This window comes from Gracilibacillus timonensis, assembly GCF_900086715.1.
In the GTDB taxonomy this organism is placed as follows: Bacteria; Bacillota; Bacilli; order Bacillales; family Amphibacillaceae; genus Gracilibacillus; species Gracilibacillus timonensis.
Window position 1 is genome coordinate 581,288 of sequence record NZ_FLKH01000012.1, and the last position, 23,449, is coordinate 604,736.

Below are 23,449 nucleotides of genomic sequence, written 5' to 3' on the forward strand. Positions count from 1 at the left end.
ATGCCAAGAACAGCACAGGAAAATGAGCGTATACGTCAATTAGCGAAAGAGAGAATTTTGACAGCTGCTATGGAATTATTTATAGAGCAGGGGTATCACGCGACTTCTATCAGCAAGATTGCCGAACATGCTAGCATATCTAAGGGATTGCTTTATAATTATTTTAAGGGAAAAACTGAACTGCTGGCGACCATGGTGGATAGAAGAGTGGCAGATATGGTGGAAGTGATGGAACAAGCTCAGAACATGGAAACTCCGGAACGACAGCTTGAGTATATTATTGCAGGGGCTATTGATAATGTCTTCAGCAATCCAGAAGTATTCCGTTTCTATCTTCATTTGCAAACACAACCAGAAGCAGATCAGGAGCTGCTTCCATACAGTCGTTTTCTTGTCGAAGAGAACGCAAGACAGTTTGAGTTTCAATGTGAGATTTTTGAAAGGCTGGGTGTGCAGGAAGCGCGGAAACGATCGCTATACTTTTCTTCCACGCTTCAAGGGATTATGTTGATGATAGCTACGTATCCGCAGCAATTCCCTATAAATGAAATAAAACAGCAAATCATTGACGAGTTTTGTCGCTAGTTTAATAGGTAACGAAATGCATAAGTCGAATGAATGAAATGAATGCAATTGAGATCAACGTGTGAGATTTGATATGCTTATCAAATGATAAAAAACAGGGAAGTGGGGATAGGATAACATGAATGATGGATTCCATGCAGGATTAATGATACTTGTTGCCATGATAGCCATATTAACACTGTTTTTATTGCGTAAACCAACGAAAGGTTCGGTTCTCATTGGCTTGATTAGCTGGGTGGCACTAAGTGCGTATTTTGTAATAGAAGTAATCGTTATTCGTGCAACGACCGTACCCTATGATTTTCTGAAACAACCGATGAGTGACCTAGGGGTAACTGCTTGTGGAACGGACACATATGAACTTGCCTCGTACGATATTTGTTCACCCTATCATTGGCTAATGAACTGGACTTTTTTTCTAACTGGTCTGTCAATTTTGGTAGGGGCGGTTCTTCTTTACCCTTTATGGCCGAAAGCTAGGTCATCTAAAGTGGCAACCGTTTTTATTGGAATTTTTGGAATAAGCTATGGGATTTCAGGTATCATTCCTGCAGATGTGAACTTTTATTGGCATACACTGAGTGCGCTTCCTGGGATGGTAGTGCAGATTCCCGCTATGATTCTAATCAGTAAGGTTACCTATAAAAAAATGCCTTACATAGCTTGGTGGACCATTGTTTGTACCGTGGTGACTATGGGGACGCTTTTCATGCTATTCTTGCAGCCGGTATTCACGGATATTCCAGGTGGATTGCTGCAGCGTATATTGTATGGCTCTGTCTATTGGTGGTTAACGGTAACAGCTATTATTTTCTGGAGAAAACATTGAGAAAGCAAAAGTAGGGATGTGCCAATGAACCCACGGTGGTGCATCCCTGTTATTTCTATCGTTAATGGGAAATAGAGGATCGCTGCAGAAAATGCTTCATTAACAACGGTAAAGAGATAAGAATTGGTGGATCTGTGATTTCTGGTTTCCTCATGATCAGATGGATATCAGGTACAGGTAGTTTTTTATCGATACAAATGGGCTCTAGGTGACGGGCGCGTAATGTTTCATGCGGAATAAGAATAGATTCGGCATTTGTTTCCCATGATACAGCCGTTGCCATGATAAAATAAGTACCAACAGGGATATTGGTTATCTGAAAATAATCCGTCTGCGTTAGTAAGGTGCCGCGGATGGGAAGTCCTTCTGGAATCGGTTTAGGGAAAAGACCTACAAAAATAATGCCATGAAAAGCTTGCGATGTCTGAATGGTTCCGGATACTTGCCGCTCAGAATAAGCGTTTATTTGCCTGTGTTGCCATTTGCCTTGTTTTAAGTCTGTCATATACCGTTCGGGATGCTGAACAGACGAACGAAATGAAGCGGGTGTCATGCCGATACTTTTCGTAAAGCGCGTGGAAAAGGTACCGAGACTTTGCTGTCCGATTTCAAGACCGATATCACGAATGGGGAATGAAGTGTCTAACAATAATTTTTTGGCAAGCTGGAGTCGTAAGCTGGAAATAAAATAGATGGGAGATACCCCAACTTGTCCTTTGAACATACGGGAAAAATGATAGGGACTATAGGCTGCCTGTTTAGCAAGTGATGTGAGTGTTAGGTCCTTATCCAAATTTTGCTGTATATATACAATAGAATCCTGAATCGTTTTATCTGGTATTAACATCATAAATCCCTCCCTTGGTTACGAGTATAACGCAAAAAAGGAAAAAATCTATGATGATTTTTGATTTTTATATGATTTTGCATCGATTTATCACTATCATTTTTGTCAACCTAAAAACAAATAATAGGCGATTTGATGCGTTTTCTATTTTTTATAAATCAAATAGCGAATATAGCTCTCCAGCGGCCCTGCTATGTGACGTTGTTCCATCAAGTATGCAATGGATAAAGTAAAGAGCCACATCAGGATGCCAACCATTACAGAAGTGGTGACTGTTAAGGAGGACCCTAAATCGAAGCCAATAGGGGAGAGAAGCATAACTGTCAACACCTCATGAATAACAAAAAACGTTAACGATCGTTTGCCCATCGCTGCGATGGCTTGTATCATCACTCCTTGTTTTTTAATAAAGATTCCAAGCAGTCCAAATAGTGCTGCATAGCCAAGCCCTCCTGCAAAACCTGTGATAATATGAAGGCCATAAGCAAATCCTGCAGTGAATAGAGAAGGAAACCAAACATCATTGATTAGTACAAGTGGAATAGCGCCTGCAAGTGAAATCGTTAAGCCACTAATGGTTAGCAGCTTTAATCGTTTGATATGCTGCTGCTGTTCTGTCAAGATGTTGATGTTCCCTAACCAAATCCCCATTAGTACAGAAGGTATAATGGGAAAGGTGATATGGGTGAACAGTGGAATAATAGGGATCGAAACCACCCGCTCCAGTATGGTATCGAAGTAGGTTTCCTGACCGGTTAATGCTATTGGTAACCCATAGGATTGATTTTCTGCGATTATGCCGCCCCATAAAAAAGGGATATATACAAGACATATCATGGTAGAAATAAGGGTATACTTTTTTATCTTAGTATGAGCCTTTTTCAAGCTAGGGGTCAACAAAAGTCCGGCAATACCATAAGTCATTAAGATATCCTGACCGCCTGCAACACCTGCGAGGACTGCACCAAATAATATCAAATACCAGCAACGCCGTTTGATGATGCGTTTGGCTTCATTTGTTCCATTTCTTTCTGTTTGTTTACGGTAAATCATGGAGAGTCCATAACCGAACAATATGGCAAATAAGGGGCGTGCACGATTATCTACCATTATTTCCATTAATACATTTAAGATGTGATCCAAGGCTGTACTGCCAGCCACTTTGGTTATCACACCAGGTTCGATAGTATATAAGAACAATGGAATATGCGAGAGGATAATCAAAAAGAGCATCAGTCCTCGTGCAAGATCTAGGGATAGTGCACGTTTGGCGTGCATTGTTTTAGCGGTTTTTGTCTCGACCATGAACCTTCCTCCTTTTCAATTGCTATTATGATTGTCCAATTAATTTGTTGTTTAGGTAATATAAAAAATTGTTTGATTAATTATATTTTTGGTTACATAACCAAAAATTATCATCAAGTATCTTTCTTGTCAAGTACTTTTTAGGACAATTTGATAGTTTTAAAGGGAATATTTTTATACAGGGGAAAGAAAAGTGCATTTAATCAAAATAAAAAAGACTGCTTTAATCGTGTGTAGCAGTCTTTTTATACTTGTTTTAAATTGTCAATTATTTTATTGTGCGTCTGCCAACGCTTCTTCTGCTAAGTCAAAGAACTCACTAACATGGATGGATACGCCAGAGATGGCATCCGTGTGTCCTTCATCATCGGTATATTCGATATCTGTTGGATCTTGTGTTTCTAGTAAATGTGCTTCTGCTAACTCTGCTTGTTCATGCCATTCTAATTCAGCGTCACTATTTTCTACCATTCCATATTCACCATTAGCGGAAACGGTGTCTTTATTATCGCCACCATCAGTATGCACTCCATTCCAATCAGCAGCTACAATATAGCCATCAATTACCGTTAAATCAGCAGTATACTTCCACCCTGAATCAGGATCAAAATCGGCTTGTTCTGCATGGTAAGCACCGTCAGTATAGTCACCTCTGCCCACAGGTCCATTATTTAGTGCTTGTTGGGCAAGGTCAAAGAATTCAACGACATGAATGGAAACGCCTGAAATTGCGTCGGTGTGCCCTTCATCATCAGAATATTCAATAGCAGCTGGATCTTGTATTTCTAATAAATATTCTTCAGCTAATTCTGCTTGCTCATGCCACTCTAATTCAGCGTCACTATTTTCTACCATTCCATATTCACCATTAGCGGAAACGGTATCTTTATCATCACCGCCTGCTATATTGGCGCCATTCCAGTCAGCAGACACGATGGAGCCGTCTTCTACTTCTAATGTAGCGGTATATTTCCAGCCGCTATCCTCGGAAAAGCCATCTTCTTCTGCAAAATAAATACCATCTTCGTATTCTCCTGGTTCTGCCTCAACTTCTGGTGTTTCCTCTGTTTCTGTTGTGTTATTACCGCTCTCCTCATTTTCTGAACCATCTGCATCCTCTGTGTCAGAGCCACAGCCAGCCATTACGAGAACAAAGAAGAGTGCACTGATTAGGAACAGAAACCCTTTTTTTCTTTTCAACATCATCGCCCCATTTCTTTTTAAAAATTTTGTTCAATCTTTCACAATTCCATTATAAATGATCGCTAATATAAATGCTATATTAAAGTTAAATATTTCACATAATAGTCAACTTTGTTTAGGAGGATAACTTAATGAAAAGTTTATAATAATAATCTTTATAAGCTAATGTTATATGATTTCACATGTGGAATATCCAGTGATATTGTGAATATTCAAACTTTATAATAATAAGTTTGTCATGTTTCTCGTTCAAATGCTTGTCTTTCATTTTCTACAACAATCGTTTAAAATGAAGAAAACTTATCGGTGAGGAGAATTTGATGTACACCAAAACTTTTTTCTGCTTGATTCTTATGTGCACTTTCTTTCTGTTACCTGGCTTCGTATCAGCGGAAGATTTTGGACCAGAGGAATGGCAGCAATATCGAATGAAAAGTGATAAAAATGCGGTATTTGATAATGGGAGTGATCCGCTTGAAAGTCAAGTTTACGAAACGGCGGATGAAGTAAGGGCGACGCCGGTAGTTGTCGGTGATAGATTATTTGTGGGAAATCATAATTCTGGTGATTTATTTGCTTTTGATATTGCAAGTGGAGAAGAAATCTGGCGTAATCAGGCACCTAATTGGATTCATTCAGAAATGATTTATCAAGATGGTACTATTTTTGTAGGTTATGGGAATCGCTATTTCCAGGATAATGGTATCCGAGGTACAGGGGAGAGTGGTGTCTTAGCATTGGATGCGGGAAATGGCGATATTTTATGGAAGTACGTAACGGAAGGAGAAGTTATGCCTACTCCGGTTTATTATGATGGTGCTGTGTATGCAGCTACTGGAGATCGACATTTATATAAGTTAGAACCTGATTCTGGTGAATTGTTGCACAAAGCAGAAATCGGCTCCACTGTCAGTATGTCGGCACCGAATATTACGGATGATCAGCTGTTTGTAGGCGGGAGCAGTCCATCACCTTACACATTCTCAGCCTATTATTTAACATCAGATGAATTTGCCTGGCAGACAGAATTCCCTGAAGTTATTGCTGGTCTTGATGATGTGCCACCAGCCGTTGCAGACGACCTGGTTATTACGACGGCGATAGAAGGCACACAGGAAGAACCAGAGCATAAGATGTATGCGATGGATACGGAAACAGGAGAATTAGCATGGGAAGCTAGTTTTGGCGTTGGTCAGTTTGTCAAAAACAATAAATCTGGCGCACCTATCATTTATGAAGACATGATCTATGTGGGAAGCCCGATCACCAAAACATTTTATGCGTTTGATTTGGATACAGGGGAGAAGCAATGGGAATTTGAGAATGAAGTGATGAAAGCACCTCCTGTTGCACAAGATGGGGTAGTTTATTTTTCGAATGCGGAAGGATTTATTTATGCGTTGGACGCTGAATCAGGCGAAGCATTAGGAGAGAAACAGCTACAAGGTGTATTGGCTCCTGCAGGTCCTATTATTGTCAATAATACGATGTTTATTGGTAGTCAGGATTCCAATGTATATGCCGTTCCAATTGAAGAATTTGGAGAAGATGTATTACAACATGCAAGTAAACATACTGGAATCAATCAGACCATGGTCTATACAATCGGTGCTTTGCTTCTCATTGTCCTTGTTATTGGTTTGGTATGGTTGAAAAGACGTCGTCAAAGAGGATAAATGATGTGTTACCACCAGCTTTAAAACCTGATGAATGATCATGTTTAATTGTCAATCCTTCAGGGAACCAGTCATTGTAAAGGAGGATTGGTAACATGACAGATGGATTTAAAGATAAAGTAGAGGGAGCAAAGGATAAAGTAAAAGGGGAAGCAAAAGATGCGTATGGAAAACTAACAGGTCAGAAAAGTAAACAAGCAGAAGGCAAAATAGATAAGGCGAAGGGTTTTGCCAAGGACACGAAAGGAAATATAAAAGATGCCAAAAACGAAAATGAGGAAGAAAACGATCAGCGCTAAAGGGATAGTTATAGCAGACAGGACGCTTATTTGAAAGTGACCTGTCTGCTTGTTTTTAGCATATAGATGTAACTAACCTGAAATTTGACTTGTTCAAGGCTCTGGACAGACTTGGATAGTGATAAATCGTTAATGTAAACTAATTCGGGGGCCAAAAACGCTTGCTTGACTTATTTTTCTAGCAGCAACGTATGGTAAGGTGATCGAATTCTAGCTTTCTTACGGACTGAGGAGAAGCAAACCAGTTCCTGAGCCCATAAGAAATGAGTGATGTGCTGCGCTGCGCAAATCACGGGAGACATCTAACTCGATGCTATTTTAGCTAGTCGTTCCTTTTTGAATATAAAAAAAGAGCCTTCCTAAGAAGACCCTTTTGTTGCTTATCTAATAAATGATTTTGCTCCAATATAGTGATTTTGCCAATAATCGATACTCATATCTGCAGCTACAACACCTTCACTGCCAGTATGGATCATTTGGTTATTACCGATATAAATTCCGCTGTGAGAAGCTCCTTCTGTGTCATAGGTACCTTCAAAGAAAACCACATCACCAATCTGCGGAGAGTCCACGTGAACACCAGTATTTGCCCACATGTCACTATGAGTACGAGAAATATCTACTCCTACTTGATTGAAAACGTAGTTAATGAAACCACTGCTATCCATTCCGCTAGGGCTTGTCCCACCCCATGCATACGGCGTACCAATTACGCTTTGAGCAGTGTCAACGATATCTTGCTGGATAGAAGTATCTGTTGTATTAGAATCATTGTTGTCACTTGGCTGATCAACCTCAACCACTTCTTCTTGATTACCTTCACTGCTGGAACCATTAGTAGGTACGTCTAAGGATTGAGCAGTATTTGGACCGACAATGCCATCCACCTGCAATCCTTGATCGGCTTGGAAATCCCGAACTGCTTGTGCGGTAATATCCCCAAAAATGCCATCAATGTTATATGTATAATAACCTTGATCCTGTAGTTGAATTTGGATATCTTCTACGGATTCGTTAACGTCACCTTGTTGGATAAGTGAGGTTTGATTAGCAACGGGTTGCTCTATGTTAGGAGCGTTGCTTTCGTTAATGGAAATATCACCTTCTGAAGATCCTTCACCAGCTTTAGCAAAGACGCTGCCGCTGAATACGGGGGTAAGGGCAATTGAGGTGACAATTGCAGTCGAAATAACGTATTTTTTTAGATAATGTTGCGATTCTACCAATGTTACTCCTCCTTAAAAAATTGTAGTAGAATTAAGCGAAAGCCTAATTACCGCTTATTACGCTCAACTGTCTACTACTTTAACATCTGAACATCACAGGGGAGTTGCAAAATATTTAAGCAGGGATAACAAATTATGATAAATTATTACACAGATAAATCGACATTAGAAGTGATAATTTGGCTATGACGGCTTATTCTTCACATTTTACAAAGAACCCCATTTCAATTAGGTAAAAAGATGACACAAGCAATAATCAAAACCGTTTGTAAAAGGGATTTATATTACACAAAGAATCAAGTTGTTTCCATTCTGGGGGATCACAACTTGATTCTGAATGTAGTCTACCTCATTTGATTATCTAACCAGCTAGTTATTTTTGTGATTACTTCATTCGCTAGGGACAGCTTGGACTGCTGTTCGATAAAATCGGCTGTTTGCTGATGCGGAGGCTGATCTTCTCCTTTTCGTAAAAAATGATTGATCTCAGGGATGATCTGCCATTCTGCTTGACCGGAAACGAGTTCGGCTATAGTCTGGGCATGATCTGGCGGTACATGCTGATCATTAGCACCGGTTAGGCTGAAGGTGGGACAATGGATAGCTGGAAGTATTTCGCAGACATTATAACGCCAAAATTCTCGAATATATTTTGCGTTTATCCGTCTTCCGTTAGACATCATTACCTCTTGATCAGAGAAGAGTATCTTATTTCGTTGTTTATTTAATACTTTTTTTTGCAGGGAATCGATTTTAAATAGGCGATAAAGCAAGCTTTTCAATGATTTACTTTGTTTGAACTGCTCAAAAAACGCATCATTTTGCCGATTGGTTAAATCAATGATGGATTCTGCTAAACCGCTAAGCAAGATGATTCCCTGCACCTCCTCTTGTTTTTGTATGGCTGGGGTGATCATCGCCCCTTCGCTATGTCCTAGTAAATAAATTTGTTCAGCGTTTACTTCCGTTACTTCACGCAAATGATGGATGCAGTGTACGGCATCTTCAATAAAGTCATAGAAACCGGTCTCTAAAAAGTCTCCTTCACTTTCAAAGAGCCCTCGCTTATCATAACGAAATGACGCATATCCGCGAGCAGCTAACGCCTCCGCTATGTCTTGATATAAATACATCGCTGGTTGTTCTGCTGTATCGCCATTTCGGTCTATCTCGCCGGAACCAGGAATAATGAGAACGGTAGGGTAGCTGACTTGTTCGCTATCGGGAAAGGTGAAGGTACCTTGTAATGGATATGCTGCGGGGATCGTTATTTCCTTTTGATTGAACATTTTTCCAGCTCCTTTTGGTTATAAATTCTGTTCGATAGGTTGTTTAAAGGGTTATTCTTGCATTACTAATAATGAACATCTTGATTCCGTTTTAGGCTCATTTCGTGCTATATGCCGTCATTAGTCTTTATTTGCCACTTGGATAAGGCAAGACTCGTTGCCTGACATTTAGCGAGATTTTAACTATATAAGTTGCATGAAATCATTTCCCATTGATCGGATAGGTGCTCTTGTTCCATTTACATGAATGGATTAAACGAAGTATTATCAGGAAATAATGTGAGCAAAGACTTGCTTGTCACACGTTTTTGTTGCATTTATACGTTCAACTTATATAGAAGGGGTGACTATAAGTAATCATATCATAATTATTGAAGAGATTGTACATTGCAATAAATTGACGTTCGTTCTGCATCTCTTTAAAATAAATAATATAATGAAGAGGTTGTTCCAAAAGGAGAGAAAACTATGCACTATACCATAAGACAAGAAACAGAAACTGACTATGCTGAAACCGAACGAATAGTGAAGCAGGCGTTTGCCGATGAGACATACAGTGATCAAACAGAGCATGTTTTAGTACATAAAATCAGACAAACAGAAGCGTTCGTCCCAGAACTATCCTTCGTTGCGTTTAATGAAACCAATGAAATAGTTGGGCAGGTACTGTTATCCAAGATAACCATTGGAGCCTTCCATACTCCATCCTTGGCACTTGCGCCGGTATCTGTATTGCCTGCATATCAGGGACAAGGGATCGGTAGTAAGCTGATTGGTACATCGTTGCAGAAGGCCGCAAAGCTTGGTTATTCCTCTGTTATTGTACTTGGCCATCCAGATTATTATCCGCGATTTGGTTTTGCGCCAGCAAGCAAGTGGGAAATAACGGCACCTTTTGCAGTAGAAGATGAAGCGTTCATGGCAGTTGAGTTAATACAGGGCGGGCTAACTAATACACAAGGTGTTGTCCAGTACAGCGCACCCTTTGATCAATAATCCAACATCACTTGGCAAAATGGATATTTAAAGACAGAATCAGTATAATATAGGGAGATTGCCATCAGCAACGATAGGTCGCTGATGGCTAAGAAAAATATCTGTAAAAGAAGGGATAACTGTGTTTGTCATCATACTTTGTTTTATAATAGGTTTGGCCTCTGCCACGGTAGGGAGTTTAGTAGGACTTGGGGGCGGAGTGATACTTGTTCCCACATTATTAATTCTGCATGTTACTACGCCGTCGTTTGACTGGGCGGATACTAGTACGATTGTCGGGATATCACTGATTATTATGATTTTCACTGCGGCATCCTCCACTTATACGTATGCCAAAAATCATCGAATCGATTATAAGAGTGGTGTATATTTTATTATTGGAAGTTTACCTGGTGGAATATTAGGAGCATGGCTTAATCAGTTTGTCGAAACAGACATGTTCTCTGTGTTTCTAGGACTTTTTATGTTGGTGATCTTCCTTGTCTTTATTTTGAAAAAAACACCGGATTCCGGTGAGCAAATGCCTCTGAAGAAAGGCAGACATAAGGTGAGGAGAGAAATCACAATTGGTTCTTCTACTTATCGTTATGGGTTTTCGCCAGTTATTGCTATGTTGATTGCCTTTGTGGTGGGGGTATTATCCGGATTTTTCGGTATTGGCGGGGGTTCTTTAATGGTGCCAGCGATGATTTTACTCTTCTATTTTCCACCACATATTGCAACGGCAACCTCGATGTTTATGATCTTAACACTTAGCACGGTCAGTTCATTAACACATATCAGCCTGGGACATATCGAGTGGATGTACGTTTGGGCATTTATTCCGGGTGCTTGGTTTGGCGGTATACTAGGGGCCAAACTGAATCAACGTTTGTCGAGCACCTCGGTAGAATATTTGCTTCGCGCCATTCTGTTGTTGATTGGTTTGCGATTAATATGGCAAGGACTGTTTTAGAAGGGGGTTTGGCTAGATGATCGAACGTTTTCATTTTTATTATTGTAATGATTTACATAGTCATTTTGATCAGTGGCCAAATATTGTACACTATTTCAAAAAAGAGAAGGAGAAAAATGCACAGCGTGGTCAGCAGAGCTGGATCGTCGATATTGGGGATCATATTGATCGTTCTCATCCAATTGCAGAGGCTTTTCGTGGCAAGGCCAATATTCGCTTATTAAATGAAGCGGGGTTTGATTTTGCCACGTTAGGCAACAATGAAGGAATCACGCTAGAGCATGAAGATTTATTTCATTTATATGATCAAGCGGCATTTCAAGTAGCTTGTGCTAATTTGGATACGTTGCAAGGACCTAATCCTTCCTGGTTAAAAGACAGTATCACATTTGAAACAAAGTATCAATTAAGGGTGACAATATTTGGTTTGACGGCTCCGTTTACTGCTTTTTATCAGCCATTAGGATGGCAAGTTACTTCTCCTTATGACTATTTGGCCGAACATATTCAAGCGTTAAAAAAAGATTGTGATGTATTGATTTTCTTATCACATCTCGGATTGTCCGATGATGAAATGATTGCGGAGAAATACCCGGAGATTGATGTGATTATCGGTGGTCACACCCATCATTTGTTAAAAAATGGGAAAGAGGTTAATCAAAGCCTGTTAACGGCTGCAGGGAAATTTGGGAAGTATGTCGGTGAAGTCCATCTGGAGTGGGACCATACAGTAGGCCAATTGACGAAAAAGCAAGCCTATACAGTGGAAACAGAGTACTTGGATCGAGATCAGGCAACAGTGAATTTGGTCCAATCGATGGAACAGCAAGCAATGGAGTTACTACAGCAGCCAGTAACCGAGCTTGCCCAGCCACTAAGGGTTGATTGGTTTGCTAATACGCCGATTATTCAAGAACTGACGGATAAGTTAAGGGAATGGACAGATGCTGATATTGCCATGCTAAACGCTGGTATTTTGTTAGATGGTTTACCTGAGGGAGTAGTGACCTATGGAGATATTCATCAAATATGTCCACATCCGATTAATCCATGTACAGTGCCGTTAAGGGGCATAGAGGTACTGGAAGTGATCAGAGGAGCTTGTCAATCTTCTTTACGACATTTAGAGTTAACTGGGTTTGGTTTTCGAGGAAAAATTATAGGTGAGTTTGTCTTTAGTGGAGTCAAGGTGACGCTACAAAGCGATCAAGATGGTTCAACAAGAGTACAGGATGTAGAATGGCAGGGGAGACCGCTGAAATTAAATCGCATTTACACCTTTGCTACTGCTGATATGTTTACTTTTGGCAATATGTTTCCGGAAATTGTCCGTTCCACAAGGAAAGAATTTTTTCTTCCAGAGTTTATGCGAGATCTGTTAGCGCAAATGCTGAAACAATAGGATCCATAAACACCAAAGCAGCCTCTTTTTCATAGACTAAGAGGAAAAGGGGTGTGTTGGATGATGATGGAGGTTTATCCAATTACGATAGAAGGGAAAACATTCACAGCGATCACTGTAAAGCTACCACATACCAACCTATTGGTAATTTCTAATGAGATAGGTTATGTGATGTGCGGTGCTTTGGACGTGGAGTTATTAAATGAAAAATTGTCGGATCGCCCAATTGTGGCAGGTCGAGCAGTCGGTGTCAAGACCATTGCTGAGCTGCAAGAGGCAGAGTTAGAGAGTGTGACTCATCATGCTAGGCAATACGGATGGCAACAAGGCATGAAAGTGCGTGAGGCATTAGTAAAGATTGGCCAAGAAAAATAGATATACGTATATAAACGGCTCCCCTTATCATAAATATAAGATAGGGGGAGATTTTTTATGAAACGAAAACCAAGAGTAAGACAATGGAGAAGATCTCCAGTACATCGCATCTTCTTTCTTTCTTTCTTCTTTTTTATATTGGCACTGATTTCCAGTATACTAGTGGTCAATCAAGGGTTAAAACCAGTGCTGCTTAAATATGCGGAAGTACGTGTGACGCAAATTGCTAATCAGGCATTAGGGATTGCCGTTAGTAAGAAAATTTCGGAGGACTTAGATACGGCTGATTTATTTGAAGAACAAGTTGATGATCAGGGCAGGGTGGAGAGTTATGTGTTTAATACAATTGTGGAGAACCGCGTCCAGCGGAATGTACAATATCGGGTAGAGAATTTCTTGAAGCTCTTGGAGGAAGGCGAGCGGCCGGAGACCGGTGTGCCGATTGAAGTAGAGTTAGAGTTGGATGAATCTGAGCAAGCCTTGTTGGATGATATTCGTAAGAGGGGGTTATTAGTCGAAATCCCCATTGGCCAGGCTTTAGGCATTCCGCTGTTAGGGAATCTAGGTCCGAAGATTCCGGTTCATATGGAGGTAATCGGAAGTGTGGCAACGGAAACAACTAGTGAGATTGTTCAAACAGGGATTAATGGAGCGATAATCGAAGTGAATGTACATGTAGAAGTAGAAATGAGTGTTGTCATTCCGTTTGCTTCTAAACCAGTGAAACTAGAGCAGAACATCCCTGTAACAAAGGTATTTCATCCAGGTGATGTGCCGAATTACTATCATAATGGGGAAGGGTCATCTGATTTATCCATTCCCATTGATCCCAATCTTTCTCCTTAATGTTTATTGGGTGTAAAGGTGGAAAAGATATAATCTTGTTGCTCAAAAAAACTAGATGAACGCTTGAGTTAATTCCGATTCCGTTTTATTTCAGAGTGAATATGGACCATGAATAGCAGATCTCTGCTATCCATGGTCAACAAAAAAACAACTGCCTTTCTTTTTTAATATTTGACAGAATATTCAAACATTCGTTATACTTTCATGGATTAGCACTGTTATCTATTCATCATGTTTTCACTGGATCATGTGAGTTGGTGAACAGTAAATTCATCTGGCAAACAAATTAAATAGAAATGAGAAAGGAGCAAACATTATGGATAATCGTTCACAATGGGGAACCAGGATAGGCTTTTTGCTGGCGGCAATCGGTTCAGCCGTTGGTTTGGGTAACATATGGCGATTCCCCGCAACTGCATTTGAGAATGGAGGAGGTGCTTTCTTTGTACCCTATCTATTTGCCTTGCTAACGGCAGGTATTCCATTATTGATTATGGAGTATACAATCGGTCACAAGTATCGCAGTTCAGCTCCTCGTAGCTTCTCTAAAATTAGTAAAGGGATGGAATGGATAGGCTGGTGGCAGGTACTGATATCTTTTGTGATTTCGACCTATTATCCGATTATTATTACTTGGTCTGCCATGTATGCCTATTTTGCAATTGGAACCAAATGGGGAGATGATGGCGCAGCATTCTTTACCGGAGATTTTTTAAATTTAACTGATCCCGGATCATTTGGATCGATTGTTCCGATGGTTATGATTCCGCTCCTTGTTGTATGGATCATCGTCTTCTTTATTTTGGGAAGAGGGGTGAGGAAAGGGATTGAGTGGGCCAATCGGATTTTTATCCCAACTCTGTTTATTGTCTTTCTGATTATTGTTATTCGTGCCGTTACCTTGCCTGGTGCGATAGATGGTCTTGATGCCTTTTTTAAACCGGATTGGTCTAGTATTATGGATGGCTCCGTCTGGGTAGCAGCCTATGGACAGATTTTCTTTAGTTTATCGATTGCCTTTGCGATTATGATTACTTATGCTTCTTATTTGCCGAGAAAATCAGATATTACGAATAATGCCTTTATTACCGGATTTGCCAACTCATCGTTTGAATTACTGGCCGGTATCGGTGTTTTTGCTGTGTTAGGATTTATGGCTTTACAGTCAGGTGAAGAGGTCTCTGAAGTAGTGGACAGCGGGATGGGATTAGCCTTTATGGTCTTTCCTGAGATTATTAATCAAATGCCTGCTTCTGGATTCTTTGGTTTCTTATTCTTTGCGTCCTTGTTCTTGGCAGGTCTGTCGTCGATGATTTCGATTTCTGAAACTTATATTGCAGGTCTCCAAGAGAAATTCTCGATTACACGAGGAAAGGCACTATTATTTGGTGGCGGTTTGGCCTTCTTGGCTTCGTTATTATATGCCAACCAAGGAGGTCTCAATTTATTAGATACCGTGGATTATTTTATTAACCAATATGGTGTAGCTTTAGCCGGTTTGTTTGAGGTAGTAGCGATTGCATGGTTTGCACGTTCGTTGAAAGACTTACAACAGCATGCCGATTCGATCTCTGATATCAAATTAGGTCTATGGTGGAGATTCTGTCTGGGTGTAATCACCCCAATTATTCTAGGTTATATGATGTTGCAAAATTTAAAAGGAGATCTGAAAGAGAACTATGAAGGGTACCCCATTGATTTCCTCTTTAATTTTGGTTGGCTTGTGGCGCTTGGAGCGATGTTAATTGGTGCTTTAATTACGATGAAAAAATGGCCGGCAAAGGATCATCAGGCTTAAAAAATATAAAAGGAGGACTCACTATGTCTGCAAGTGCCATTGTGATGGCTGTGATTGGAATTGTGATTATCTGGGGCGGGTTAATTGCCAGTGTATTGCGGGCAAGAAATGCGTCGAAGGAATCATAACATAGTAAAGCTGAAACAATCCGTAAAGTGCATTTCGTGCTTTACGGATTGTTATTTTCCCAACGTTTTAAATGGGGATACGGATCAAAGGACCATTCTGTTTTGCCATTATCTTTGTACATACCATAATGAAGATGTGGCGGGAACTTTCCAGCGGTACCAGGCGGGCCGTAGCCTGTGGAACCTACCGAACCAATCGTTTGCCCGGCTTCGACGATATCTCCCATTTCCAGACCTTCCGCAAAGCCATTAAGGTGGGCAAAGTAGTGATATCTGTTATAAATATCGCGAATGCCAATACGCCAGCCACCATACTTATTCCAACCTTTCAGTTCCACAACCCCATAGGTGGTTGCACGTACAGGGGTGCCATAGCTTGCAAAAATATCTGTTCCTTCATGAATTCTTCGTCCGCCGAATCCACGGGCATCACCCCATGTGCTGCGATAACTATAATTATACCCTTTAGGAACAGGAAAGGCTGTTTCATCCAAGCTAATTGTCTGATATTGTTGAAATAGCTTGGCATAATTCATAATGGACATCACCGTTAACTCTCGATGATAATAATTCCATAACGCCGTGCGAATGTCTTGAGAAGTATAACCGCTCTCTTTTAAATAAGATGCCATCGTATATAATACATCGATATCATTGTCTTTATCGGCAAGCTGATCTCCATCACCATCTTGTCCGATACCGCCAAACATCTGCAGCAGCTCAGGGGTAGCAGGTTGTTGAAATGGTACAAATCCGTACCATTTTTCTTCGCTAATGTTTATATTAATTAAACCAGTTTCTTGACCATCGGCGTCACGTATGTTTGCTTCATAGCGATCAATCGCAGCTAAATAATACCATGGAATGAGGGTGACGGCTTCCATTTGTCGATAAAGTGCGATTTTTTCAGCGTCTGCATCCACATTTTCTTCTGCATATGCTATAGTAGATAGAAGAAAAAAACCTAACAAGGCAAATAGTAAGATACGTTGAATCAAAAATAATAACCTCCTTTTCTTTAGGGGTGGAACGACTTGAACCGTTTCTACATAGTGTGAGCAGTGCGATTATTTTCATGCTAGAAACATTTGTAAAAACTTTTACGAAAAAGGTGTGACATCGAATGATTGAAGTACAAGGAAAACGTTATGAAGTGATCAAAGATTATCGGTCTGCCTTTGAGGAAAAAGCCTTCAAGGAGAGATATGCCGATATATTAACGAAATATGATTTTATTGTTGGTGACTGGGGGTATCAACAGCTGCGGTTAAAGGGCTTTTATGATGACCAAAACCCAAAAGCTACCTTTGATACAAAATTTAGTACCTGTGAAGATTATTTGTACGAATATTGTAATTTTGGCTGTCGTTTTTTTATTGTTAAACAGGTGAACCATTAGAAAAGGATAAATATATGGAGGGAAGCACGTTGTATTTTGTAGACATGATGCAAATGAATGAAACGTTGGATTTTTTTGACCGAACCCTGCCGAAAGTAAAAGATTACTCGGGTGAAAGTGACTTGGACAAATATGCGTTGGAGCGTATGACACATGTGCTGATCGAGGCCTTCATTGATACGGGTAATATGATGATAGATGGGTTTATAATGCGTGATCCAGGGAGTTATCTGGATATTGTTCATATATTAGTGGATGAGCAAGTGATTAATAAGCAAGATCAAGGGGCTTATGAGGTATTTGTATCATTGCGAAAGCATGTTGTACAAGAATATAAGCAGATCGATCATGCCCGCTTAATGAGTGTTTTCATCGTTGCCTACGAACCTTTATCGCGGTTTAGCTCCAGTATACGACAATATCTGGCTAATGAAATCGGCGTAGCGAATACATTTACAAACAAGGGGTAAGGAGGATATACCATGAGAAAAATACGGCGATTATGGTTTCTGACGATGGGGACACTGAGCTTACTTAGTGGTCTGATTGGTATTATTGTACCGATTTTGCCGACTACTCCTTTTATTATATTGGCAGCCTTTTGTTTTGGAAAGGCTTCGCCAAGGTTGCATCATTGGCTGATCACTAACCGGTACTTTGGCCGTTATATCGCCGATTATCAACAAGGTAAGGGAGTGCCTGTGAAAATTAAGATTGGTGCTGTCTGCCTTGTTTGGACAAGCGTTGTGTTTTCGCTCTTTTTTATTCCTTTAAGTGCGATTAAGGTCATGATGATCGGCATAGCCATATTTGTAACCATTTTTATTTTCACCTCACCGTTGTTGAAGGAGAAACAGGATGTCTACCAAGAATCGGCAGCCAACCAGGTTCCAGCAAAAATAAGCAAGTGACTGTTAATAAGCCGTATCCACTGTGGATACGGCTTATTTGAGTTTTATTCATCGTCAATAGTGGATTCATCATGTTCTGCGCTATGTGCTAAGCGTGAGGAGGCAGAAGCAGCAATCGCTCCTACGATATCATCAAGAAAAGTATGGCAGCCATTGGCCTTATCGTTGAGCTTCTCCAATATTCCTGGCTTTTGCTTATCGATATAACCATAATTGGTAAAACCGATCGAACCATATACATTAACAATCGATAAGGCAATAACCTCATCAATTCCATATAAGCCTTCATCTGATTCAACAATTTCCTGTAGTGGAGAATGGAGTTTGCCTTGTTCTGCTAGGATATCTAGCTGGATACCGGTGATGATGGCATTCTGCACCTCTCGTTTCATTAGTACATGGTCCACATTCTTATAACATGTTTCTAAGGTTAGATTCTCTTGATATTTATTTTGTAGGTAAAAGACTAGATCAGCAATATCATCAAGCTCTACTCCCCGATCTTGCAGCATTTCTCTTGCTTTTGTTTCCAGTACACTCTTTTTTCGTTGATTTGACATCTAATCACATCCTGTATTCATCATTTTTGAGAGGAAAGACACATATAGTTTAATATATTTCTAAAAAAGGGGGGAATAACCATGCATTCTGTATTCTTACACTACCCGATGCAGGTTCCCGTTAAACCAATAGCTGACCAGCCTTATATGACATATCAGGACCAATCTACCTATTATTTCGTGGTGCCAAGTGCTTATTCAGAAGAAGCCGCTTTGGAATGGTACAGCATTGCCTCTTATTATCATCAACAAGGGTTTACCAATGTAACCTGCCCCATACCTAATATACATAATCAGTTTATCACGACGGTTGGTAAAGAACAGTATGTTGTCTGTTATGCTTATCCATCCAACTTCGAGCTGGAGGAGGGGCAAATGTTGGCAGCCTTTCAGCAGATTGGGTTTCAGTACCCTTATCAACCTAAGGAGATCAATCATTATGGTCGTTGGCGGCAACTTTGGTCCAATAAGACGGATCAGTATGAGTTAGTATATAAACAACTATATCAACAACGGCCAGCGAATTCAATCTTGCGGGATACGGTAAACTTATTTCCCTATATTGTTGGTTTAGCAGAAAACGCCATCCAATACTTACATGTGGTGGAACAGGAAAGGCAATTCAGTGCCAATGATCAGCCGACCATTACCTTTGGACGTTATCAAAAGGAGATGAAGGAAGATTTTATTTATAGTCCTACCTTTATATATGATCACCCCGTTCGCGATCTTGCCGAGAAGATAAGACATTTTATGCTGGAAGAAGAAGGCCTGCGCCATGCAGATTGTGAACGTTTTTTACGTTCCTATCTCTCGCAAATACCATTGTCTGCCTTTGGCTGGAAGTTATTATATGCCAGACTGCTTTTTCCGATTCATTTATTCGATTTGGTGGATCAAATCCAACAAACGTCTCGATCCACGATATCAATGGAAGACATCATCACACAACAACATAATTACCAACAGCATTTGGCGTCCTTTTTTTATCAATTAGGGGTGGATGAAAGAGACATAAATGGTATACAATTAGATTGGCTGACCAATATATAATCAACCTGCTATTTTAGATCATTCCATCCTAATGGGCAGTTCTGTATCTCATTTATGTCAGCAATAAAGTACCAGGTAGCTTTCAGCTTCGATAAACTTCGGTGAGGCTGGATGGTGAAGGACAAGTTATAGTTAATGAATCAAATCTACTCATTCGATCAGCAGCACGAGGCTTTTTTTCAATTTTAGATGAATGCACCTTGCTAAAGCAGGTATTCAGATGTATAATGTCCACTATGGAAATACAAATGTACACGTTATGCAAACAAGGGAGGCGTCTAGATGGATCAAATCAATGTTGGTTTGTGTGGCTTGGGAACAGTAGGTACTGGAGTTGTCAAGCTATTGCAAAACCATGCAGAAGAAATAAAATATAAGGTAGGTTGTGAAATTAATATAGAGAAAATTCTCGTTCATGACTTAAACAAACAACGTGATGTGGTGATCCAGCAAGAATGGTTAACCGATCAGGCAGCCGAGTTAATTGATAATCCCAATATCGACATTATTATCGAAGTAATGGGCGGTATTGAGGATACTAACCTTTTATTAGAAAAAGCAATTCAAAATAAAAAACATATCGTAACGGCGAATAAAGATTTAATGGCAGTACATGGTCAGAAACTGCTTCGATTAGCCAAAGAAAACAATTGTGACATCTTATATGATGCAAGTGTTGCCGGTGGTATTCCGATTATTCGTTCGTTAACAGAAGGGCTAGCCTCCGATCGTATCCAAAAAATTATGGGGATCGTAAACGGCACTACAAATTATATATTGACCAAAATGACAGATGACTCATTGGCATTTGAGCCCGTTCTAAAAGAGGCCCAGTCGCTTGGGTTTGCAGAAGCGGATCCTACTTCTGATGTGGATGGGCTGGATGCTGCCCGTAAGATGACTCTCTTGGCAAATTTAGCCTTCAAAATGGAAATTGCCTTAGAGGATGTTGAAGTGACAGGGATTCGTACTATTTCTCAAGAAGATATTACGTTTGCGACGAGTTTAGGGTATACTATTAAATTAATAGGAATTGCGTCTATTACAAATGGGAAAGCAGAAGTGACGGTAGAGCCAACCTTGCTTCCGATTGATCACCCATTGGCACAGGTGAAAAATGAGTATAACGCCGTCTATGTCTATGGGGAAGCAGTAGGGGAAACGATGTTCTATGGCCCGGGTGCCGGTAGTATGCCAACCGCAACGGCTGTTGTATCCGACTTGATGGATGTGGTGAAGAATATTCAGCTTGGTACCACAGGCAACGAATACGTTATCCCACAGTATGAAAAGCAATTAAAAGCAGACAATGAAAAGTATATGCAGTATTTTATCCGCATGGAAGTCGATGATCAAGCAGGCACTTTTCAAAAATTGACAAATGTGTTTACCGATGAACAAGTAAGCTTCCAGAAGATCTTACAATTACCATCAGAAAAAGAGAAACTGGCAGAAATTGTTATGGTGACACATAAGATAAGCAAACAGCAACTACTCAATAGTAGAGAAAACTTAAAACGGTTAGACGTTGTTAATGAAATCATTAGTTGTTACCGCGTTGATGGAGAATGATACGTCATTACCGTATATTAACTAGTCTATTCCAACAGGGGTTTGAACACGAATAGACGTAAATTGTTGCAAAATTAGAGGGGAGACTTATTCATGGCTTGGCAAGGATTATTAGCAGAGTATCAATCATATTTACCAATTGAAGAGAACACACCAATGCTTACATTATTTGAGGGAAATACACCTTTGTATAAACTGGAGAAATTATCAGAAAAATTTGGAATTAATGCCTATGCAAAATTTGACGGACTAAACCCAACTGGTTCTTTTAAAGACAGAGGGATGGTTATGGCAATGGCTAAGGCCGTGGAAGATGGAGCCAAGGCCGTTATCTGTGCTTCTACCGGAAATACGTCTGCTTCAGCTGCGGCGTTTGCGGCTAGAGCGGGTCTTAAATGTATTGTCGTGATTCCAGATGGCAAGATTGCACAAGGAAAATTGGCACAGGCGGTTATGTATGGCGCCGAGATCTATTCTATTGCTGGCAACTTTGATGATGCTTTGCGTTATGTGCGTAAATTGGCGGAATCAGGCGATGTGGCGTTAGTGAACTCGGTCAATCCTTATCGAATTGAGGGCCAAAAAACGGCGGCATTTGAAGTGTGTGATGAATTAGGCAAGGCCCCTGACTATTTATTTATTCCAGTTGGAAATGCCGGCAACATTACGGCATACTGGAAAGGCTTTAAGGAATATCATGAGCAGAAGCAGACCGGCTTACCGAAGATGATGGGCTTTGAAGCGAGCGGTGCAGCTGCTATTGTCCATGATCGTGTATTTGAAAATCCAGAAACAGTGGGGACAGCTATTCGAATTGGTAATCCAGCTAGCTGGCAAGGTGCCGTTAATGCCCGTGAGGAATCCAATGGAGAAATCGATGAAATTACGGACGAGGAAATGATTGCCGCTTATAAATGGATTGCCCAGGAAGAAGGGGTATTCGCCGAACCTGCCTCTTGTGCCTCGATTGCTGGATTGTTCAAGAAGCTGGAACAAGGAAAAGTAGAAAAAGGATCGACCGTTGTATCGGTCTTGACCGGTAATGGTTTAAAAGATCCAAACACGGCAATTGACTATAGTGACGTACAACCAACGGTGTTGCCGAATGATGAAGAAGTGATAATTAATAAAATCTTAGGCAGTGTCAAGGCATGAGCTGGATGATAAAGGTTCCTTCCAGCACTTCTAACTTAGGTGCTGGTTTTGACTCGATTGGTTTGGCATTAAACTTATATTTGGAATTACATGTATCAAAAGCGGAAGAATGGCTGTTTACTCCCGTTTCGGAATCGTTAAGCGACATTCCAACCGGAAAAGATAATTTGGTTTATGAAATAGTAGAAAACGTGGCGCTTCAATATGGGAAAGCGGATCAAATTCCTGCATGTCATGTAGAGATGACGAGTAATATTCCATTAGCGCGAGGGTTGGGCAGCAGTGCGACAGCTATTATCGCTGGGATTGAACTAGCTAATATATTATTGGATTTGGATTTGACGGAAAATGATAAATTGCAGATTGCGACCGATGTGGAAGGACATCCTGACAATGTTGCGCCTTCCCTAATTGGTGGCTGTGTAGTTGGTCATTATGATGGTAAGGTAAGTTACACCAAGCTTCCAGTCAAAGGGGTTACCTTTGTCGCCATGATTCCTCCATTTGAGCTTAAAACTAAGGAAGCCCGGGCTGTACTGCCGCAGACTTTTAGCTTTAAGGAAAGTGTCCAAGCAAGCAGTGTGGCCAATTTAAGCGTGGCGGCTATCTGTAAAGGCGAATGGGAAACGCTTGGTGATATGATGGAGAAAGACCATTTTCATCAGCCATTTCGTAAATCCTTGATTCCGCATTATGATGAGCTCTATCATTACATGAAAGAAGATGCTTACGGTGTTTTCTTAAGTGGGGCAGGACCGACTATGATTGCTGTAGTCGATGATAAAAAAGCTTTTGCGACGATCCGTAAATGGCAACAGGCATACCCTGATTTTCAATGGCTGCCATTACAAGTAGAACAAAGAGGATCATCCGTAGAGCAATTCGAACAAGCCGAAATGAAAGAATAATATACGCAGCTGTTATAGAGCCTGACATAAGGTTTTATAGCAGCTTTTTTTATAGATAAGAAAACATTCTTGTTATGATAAGATGTGGAACGATTCTGACCTTGAACAAACCGAGGTGCTTAGTTTTAGGCA

The 23,449-nt window shown here is 40.4% G+C and carries 25 protein-coding genes; 18 read left to right on the forward strand and 7 right to left on the reverse strand.

Annotated features, from left to right (window positions below; translation table 11 throughout):
- Entirely contained in the window at nucleotides 1-585 is a 585-nt protein-coding gene (locus BN6556_RS13825; RefSeq protein WP_066196393.1) for a TetR/AcrR family transcriptional regulator, read from the forward strand.
- Between the two features lie 118 nt (nucleotides 586-703).
- On the forward strand, nucleotides 704-1,414 hold the full coding sequence (locus BN6556_RS13830; protein ID WP_066192514.1) for a DUF998 domain-containing protein: 711 nt from the start codon (nucleotides 704-706) through the stop codon (nucleotides 1,412-1,414).
- 61 nt (nucleotides 1,415-1,475) lie between these two features.
- On the opposite strand, the gene BN6556_RS13835 is transcribed toward BN6556_RS13830, so the two are convergent.
- The 3 genes from BN6556_RS13835 to BN6556_RS13845 form a co-directional block, all read right to left on the reverse strand.
- Nucleotides 1,476-2,264, reverse strand: coding sequence for a helix-turn-helix transcriptional regulator (locus tag BN6556_RS13835; RefSeq protein WP_078060103.1), 789 nt, complete (start codon nucleotides 2,262-2,264; stop codon nucleotides 1,476-1,478).
- A 141-nt stretch (nucleotides 2,265-2,405) separates the two neighbouring features.
- On the reverse strand, nucleotides 2,406-3,566 hold the full coding sequence (locus BN6556_RS13840) for a DUF418 domain-containing protein (protein ID WP_066192517.1): 1,161 nt from the start codon (nucleotides 3,564-3,566) through the stop codon (nucleotides 2,406-2,408).
- A gap of 273 nt (nucleotides 3,567-3,839) precedes the next feature.
- Nucleotides 3,840-4,772 carry an FMN-binding protein gene (locus tag BN6556_RS13845; protein WP_235817530.1) on the reverse strand — a complete coding sequence of 311 codons (933 nt, stop codon included), beginning with the start codon at nucleotides 4,770-4,772 and terminating at the stop codon, nucleotides 3,840-3,842.
- Nucleotides 4,773-5,089: 317 nt separating this feature from the next.
- Between BN6556_RS13845 and BN6556_RS13850 the strand changes: the two genes are divergently transcribed.
- Both BN6556_RS13850 and BN6556_RS13855 read left to right on the forward strand, forming a co-directional pair.
- The gene (locus tag BN6556_RS13850; RefSeq protein WP_066192521.1) at nucleotides 5,090-6,445 is read left to right on the forward strand and encodes an outer membrane protein assembly factor BamB family protein; all 1,356 of its coding nucleotides are present in this window, start codon (nucleotides 5,090-5,092) and stop codon (nucleotides 6,443-6,445) included.
- 95 nt (nucleotides 6,446-6,540) lie between these two features.
- Nucleotides 6,541-6,744: a CsbD family protein gene (locus BN6556_RS13855; RefSeq protein ID WP_066192523.1), complete on the forward strand. Its 204-nt coding sequence runs from the start codon at nucleotides 6,541-6,543 to the stop codon at nucleotides 6,742-6,744.
- A gap of 380 nt (nucleotides 6,745-7,124) precedes the next feature.
- Here BN6556_RS13855 and BN6556_RS13860 read toward each other — a convergent pair whose 3' ends face one another.
- Both BN6556_RS13860 and BN6556_RS13865 read right to left on the reverse strand, forming a co-directional pair.
- Nucleotides 7,125-7,970 carry a C40 family peptidase gene (locus BN6556_RS13860; protein WP_066192525.1) on the reverse strand — a complete coding sequence of 282 codons (846 nt, stop codon included), beginning with the start codon at nucleotides 7,968-7,970 and terminating at the stop codon, nucleotides 7,125-7,127.
- A gap of 344 nt (nucleotides 7,971-8,314) precedes the next feature.
- Nucleotides 8,315-9,259 carry an alpha/beta hydrolase gene (locus tag BN6556_RS13865; protein WP_066192527.1) on the reverse strand — a complete coding sequence of 315 codons (945 nt, stop codon included), beginning with the start codon at nucleotides 9,257-9,259 and terminating at the stop codon, nucleotides 8,315-8,317.
- Nucleotides 9,260-9,727: 468 nt separating this feature from the next.
- Between BN6556_RS13865 and BN6556_RS13870 the strand changes: the two genes are divergently transcribed.
- The 7 genes from BN6556_RS13870 (at nucleotide 9,728) to BN6556_RS21725 (ending at nucleotide 15,759) form a co-directional block, all read left to right on the forward strand.
- Nucleotides 9,728-10,255 carry a GNAT family N-acetyltransferase gene (locus tag BN6556_RS13870; protein WP_066192529.1) on the forward strand — a complete coding sequence of 176 codons (528 nt, stop codon included), beginning with the start codon at nucleotides 9,728-9,730 and terminating at the stop codon, nucleotides 10,253-10,255.
- Between the two features lie 121 nt (nucleotides 10,256-10,376).
- Complete coding sequence (locus BN6556_RS13875; RefSeq protein ID WP_066192531.1) at nucleotides 10,377-11,210, forward strand: sulfite exporter TauE/SafE family protein; 834 nt, start codon at nucleotides 10,377-10,379, stop codon at nucleotides 11,208-11,210.
- Between the two features lie 16 nt (nucleotides 11,211-11,226).
- Nucleotides 11,227-12,612 (forward strand): bifunctional metallophosphatase/5'-nucleotidase, encoded by a 1,386-nt coding sequence (locus BN6556_RS13880; protein WP_066192534.1) that lies wholly within the window; start codon nucleotides 11,227-11,229, stop codon nucleotides 12,610-12,612.
- Nucleotides 12,613-12,675: 63 nt separating this feature from the next.
- Complete coding sequence (locus tag BN6556_RS13885; RefSeq protein ID WP_066196396.1) at nucleotides 12,676-12,987, forward strand: YunC family protein; 312 nt, start codon at nucleotides 12,676-12,678, stop codon at nucleotides 12,985-12,987.
- Nucleotides 12,988-13,044: 57 nt separating this feature from the next.
- Nucleotides 13,045-13,833: a sporulation protein YunB gene (gene yunB, locus BN6556_RS13890; protein WP_066192536.1), complete on the forward strand. Its 789-nt coding sequence runs from the start codon at nucleotides 13,045-13,047 to the stop codon at nucleotides 13,831-13,833.
- Nucleotides 13,834-14,149: 316 nt separating this feature from the next.
- Entirely contained in the window at nucleotides 14,150-15,631 is a 1,482-nt protein-coding gene (locus BN6556_RS13895; RefSeq protein WP_066192538.1) for a sodium-dependent transporter, read from the forward strand.
- Nucleotides 15,632-15,654: 23 nt separating this feature from the next.
- Complete coding sequence (locus BN6556_RS21725) at nucleotides 15,655-15,759, forward strand: methionine/alanine import family NSS transporter small subunit (RefSeq protein ID WP_130859748.1); 105 nt, start codon at nucleotides 15,655-15,657, stop codon at nucleotides 15,757-15,759.
- A 41-nt stretch (nucleotides 15,760-15,800) separates the two neighbouring features.
- On the opposite strand, the gene BN6556_RS13900 is transcribed toward BN6556_RS21725, so the two are convergent.
- Nucleotides 15,801-16,757 (reverse strand): M23 family metallopeptidase, encoded by a 957-nt coding sequence (locus BN6556_RS13900; RefSeq protein WP_066192540.1) that lies wholly within the window; start codon nucleotides 16,755-16,757, stop codon nucleotides 15,801-15,803.
- 125 nt (nucleotides 16,758-16,882) lie between these two features.
- Between BN6556_RS13900 and BN6556_RS13905 the strand changes: the two genes are divergently transcribed.
- Genes BN6556_RS13905 through BN6556_RS13915 form a run of 3 tightly spaced genes read left to right on the forward strand, consistent with a single transcriptional unit; the run spans nucleotide 16,883 to nucleotide 18,069 of the window.
- Complete coding sequence (locus BN6556_RS13905) at nucleotides 16,883-17,158, forward strand: YutD family protein (protein WP_066192543.1); 276 nt, start codon at nucleotides 16,883-16,885, stop codon at nucleotides 17,156-17,158.
- A gap of 29 nt (nucleotides 17,159-17,187) precedes the next feature.
- Nucleotides 17,188-17,628 carry a DUF86 domain-containing protein gene (locus BN6556_RS13910; RefSeq protein WP_066192547.1) on the forward strand — a complete coding sequence of 147 codons (441 nt, stop codon included), beginning with the start codon at nucleotides 17,188-17,190 and terminating at the stop codon, nucleotides 17,626-17,628.
- Nucleotides 17,629-17,640: 12 nt separating this feature from the next.
- On the forward strand, nucleotides 17,641-18,069 hold the full coding sequence (locus BN6556_RS13915) for a YbaN family protein (protein ID WP_066192549.1): 429 nt from the start codon (nucleotides 17,641-17,643) through the stop codon (nucleotides 18,067-18,069).
- A 44-nt stretch (nucleotides 18,070-18,113) separates the two neighbouring features.
- Here BN6556_RS13915 and BN6556_RS13920 read toward each other — a convergent pair whose 3' ends face one another.
- The gene (locus BN6556_RS13920; RefSeq protein WP_066192552.1) at nucleotides 18,114-18,629 is read right to left on the reverse strand and encodes a phosphatidylglycerophosphatase A family protein; all 516 of its coding nucleotides are present in this window, start codon (nucleotides 18,627-18,629) and stop codon (nucleotides 18,114-18,116) included.
- A gap of 81 nt (nucleotides 18,630-18,710) precedes the next feature.
- Between BN6556_RS13920 and BN6556_RS13925 the strand changes: the two genes are divergently transcribed.
- The 4 genes from BN6556_RS13925 (at nucleotide 18,711) to thrB (ending at nucleotide 23,317) form a co-directional block, all read left to right on the forward strand.
- Nucleotides 18,711-19,682 (forward strand): protein kinase family protein, encoded by a 972-nt coding sequence (locus BN6556_RS13925; protein WP_066192554.1) that lies wholly within the window; start codon nucleotides 18,711-18,713, stop codon nucleotides 19,680-19,682.
- Nucleotides 19,683-19,964: 282 nt separating this feature from the next.
- Nucleotides 19,965-21,254, forward strand: a complete 1,290-nt coding sequence (locus tag BN6556_RS13930) for a homoserine dehydrogenase (RefSeq protein ID WP_066192556.1) — start codon at nucleotides 19,965-19,967, stop codon at nucleotides 21,252-21,254.
- Between the two features lie 93 nt (nucleotides 21,255-21,347).
- Nucleotides 21,348-22,409, forward strand: coding sequence for a threonine synthase (gene thrC, locus BN6556_RS13935; RefSeq protein ID WP_066192559.1), 1,062 nt, complete (start codon nucleotides 21,348-21,350; stop codon nucleotides 22,407-22,409).
- Nucleotides 22,406-23,317 carry a homoserine kinase gene (gene thrB / locus BN6556_RS13940; RefSeq protein WP_066192561.1) on the forward strand — a complete coding sequence of 304 codons (912 nt, stop codon included), beginning with the start codon at nucleotides 22,406-22,408 and terminating at the stop codon, nucleotides 23,315-23,317. The genes thrC and thrB overlap by 4 nt, the downstream gene beginning before the upstream one ends.
- The last annotated feature ends 132 nt before the right edge of the window (nucleotides 23,318-23,449 follow it).